The organism is Candidatus Omnitrophota bacterium, assembly GCA_028693815.1.
GTDB lineage: Bacteria > Omnitrophota > Gorgyraeia > Zapsychrales > Aceulaceae > Aceula.
Genome location: JAQUUP010000051.1, coordinates 1 through 2688, shown reverse-complemented (window position 1 = coordinate 2688; position 2688 = coordinate 1). Strand labels below are relative to the sequence as shown.

Here is a 2688-nt window from a genome sequence, read left to right as displayed (position 1 = left end):
TATCAGTAACTGCCATAATTATTTCAAATAGTTAAGTTTAGTCAGATACTCATTAAGCTTTGTAGCTGCCACATCACGCTCGTTAGTGATGTCAGTCAGTGATACTTGATATTTATCCCAAAGTTTTTCAAAAATTGAGACAATCTTTTTCTTTTCGGCATTTAAATATCGCTCCATCTCGCTTTGAATTCCATTAAACAACTTTTTTAAAATTAATTTCTTGGCTTCTTCTTCGACAAAGAAAAGCTTTTTGGCTTCAATCTTTTGTGTGAGTGTTTTTTCTTGATCTTTCAATTCTTTCTTAGTGTCTTTGACTTCTTTTTCTTTAGCTTCAATATCTTTGATGATTTTTTCAAACTCTTTGACTTCTTTGAGTGAAGAATCCGTGCTGGTTTCTCTGAGATTTTTAATTTGCGCCCTGAGATAATTTTTTACATTCTTAGCAGTTTTTTCTTCTTCCTCGCCATCTTCATCTGCTTCCATTTCTACCGTTTCCAAAATATCAGAAAGCTCACCGTCTAGTTCGGAGATTTTTCCTTCGATTTTTTCTATTGATTCCACTTCATCTGTAAAAAATGCCTGCTTGATATAGTCATCAGGAATAAGCGACGGACTCCAACCAACAGCAACAATGGTCTTGAGATCGTATTTGATAGCTTCCCACCAATTCACAAAAATCCCAGCTTCTTGAAAGTCATCAAGCACATCAATTTTATTAAATTGTTGTTTAAATTTTTCGATAAATTCGCGACGAAATTCTGCCACGCCGTTGTTTTTGGGAAATTTCTCAATTTCTTTTTGTGCCTCCTGCCACCATGTCAAAAGTGCTTCGTTCATTTTTTCATCAATAGTCAAAACTTGTGCGTGCTTATAAATGTGTTCACGAATAATATTTTTTTCTGTAAAAATATTCTGAAAAGCAAAATAATCCGCATCTTTGTCGGTTAAACAATCTTTGTCTTCAATTCCATATTTAGTAAATTCTTTTTTATACAGAGAAACTTCTCGTTTTGGTATTCCACCAGTCAAATGCGCTCGAACATCTTCAATCTCTGGTTCAGGAGAATTATCTACATAACGGCGGATATTTAGGTTAAATTCATTTTCTTCGATTTTCTTGATATCTATTAAGCGAGAATATTTTGAAATTTCTGTTTTATGATCAAAGACAAAACTAATTTTTTCAATATCTTCGGGACGTAAATAGTTTTGATTGCGACCTTCACCAAATTCACCATCGGCGTTTATAAATAATATTTTATCTTTTAGTTCTTTGGGCTTGTTTTTATTAATAACCAAAATACATGCCGGAATGCCTGTGCCGTAAAAGAGATGCTGAGGAAGTCCGATAATCGCTTCTATAATATTATCTCTTACCATTCCTTCACGAATTGATTTTTCTGCACCACCACGGAAAAGCACACCATGAGGCATAATAGTTGCCATCACGCCGTTTTCTTTAAGAGATGATATCATATGTTGCACAAACATTAAATCAGCTTTTTTGCCAGTTTCAGGAGCCCATCCATAACGAAATCGTTGTGGGTATTCCATATTCTGACGGCTATAATTCTGAGAAAATGGTGGATTTGCAATTACCCGGTCAAATTTCTTAATATAGCCGTTTTCAATAAATTGTGGATGTTCAAGTGTGTCTTCATTGTCAATTTGCGCATCTTTAATGTTGTGTAAAATCATATTCATCTTACAAATTGCCCAGACTGTTCCATTGTTGTCTTGTCCATATAGAGAAATACCTCGGCGGCCGTTGATACCGATTGCATTGAGTTTTCCTTGTTCTTCGAGATACTGTTTTGATTGAATAAGCATTCCTCCAGAACCACAGGTCGGATCATACACTTCCATGCCAGAATCCGGCCTTATAAGACGGACCAATGTTTTTACTACTTGCGATGGTGTATAAAATTCCCCACCCTTTTTACCAGCACTATCTGCAAAATCCTTGATTAGATATTCGTAAGCCGCTCCAAGAAGATCGGGAAATTCAAAATCATCATTCGTAAGACGATATTTATTGAAGTGGTGAATAAGGCTGACAAGTTGTTCGTCTTTTAATTTTGTCTTTCCTTTTTTGGCGTTAAAGTCGATATTTTTTAGTACACCATCAAGCACTTCATTGTATTCTTCGAGTGCACCGAGAGCTATACTGAGTTGATTGCCAGCGTCTTCTTTAATATCTAAAAGCTTTGCCCATCTTGCTTTTTCTGGTACAAAAAAACTATCACCATACAAAATTGGGTCTTCAATTTGTTTTTCTAATTCTTTTCCTTTTATTCCCGCTTTTTCTAATTTTTGCTTAACTTCTTTTTGATAAACATCGAATTGATCTGAAACACGCTTCAAAAAAAGCATACCAAAAATATATTCTTTGTATTCAGATGCATCCATTTTGCCTCGCAAAATATCTGCAGCATGGAATAAATGAGTTTCAAGTTGGGATAAAGTTATCTTTGTCATAATTGAATAAATAGTAGCACTTTTTTATTATTTTTTAAAGCATTACCTTATTTATTGATTTATTGCCAATCATTTGCTAACATCATTATACAATAAATTATACTTATTGCAATATTAAAATTACTATGAAAATTACCATAAAAGAATTTAGAACATTGATTAAAAATGGCTACAAATATGAATTAAATTTCTGGAATAATAACATAAGTT

At 33.6% G+C, this 2688-nt stretch carries 1 protein-coding gene; it reads right to left on the bottom strand.

Annotation, left to right across the window (positions count from 1 at the left end):
* Positions 1-18: 18 nt before the first annotated feature.
* A complete protein-coding gene (locus PHY73_08830) occupies positions 19-2478 on the bottom strand; it encodes a type I restriction-modification system subunit M (protein ID MDD3375806.1) in 2460 nt (819 codons plus the stop codon).
* Positions 2479-2688 lie beyond the last annotated feature (210 nt).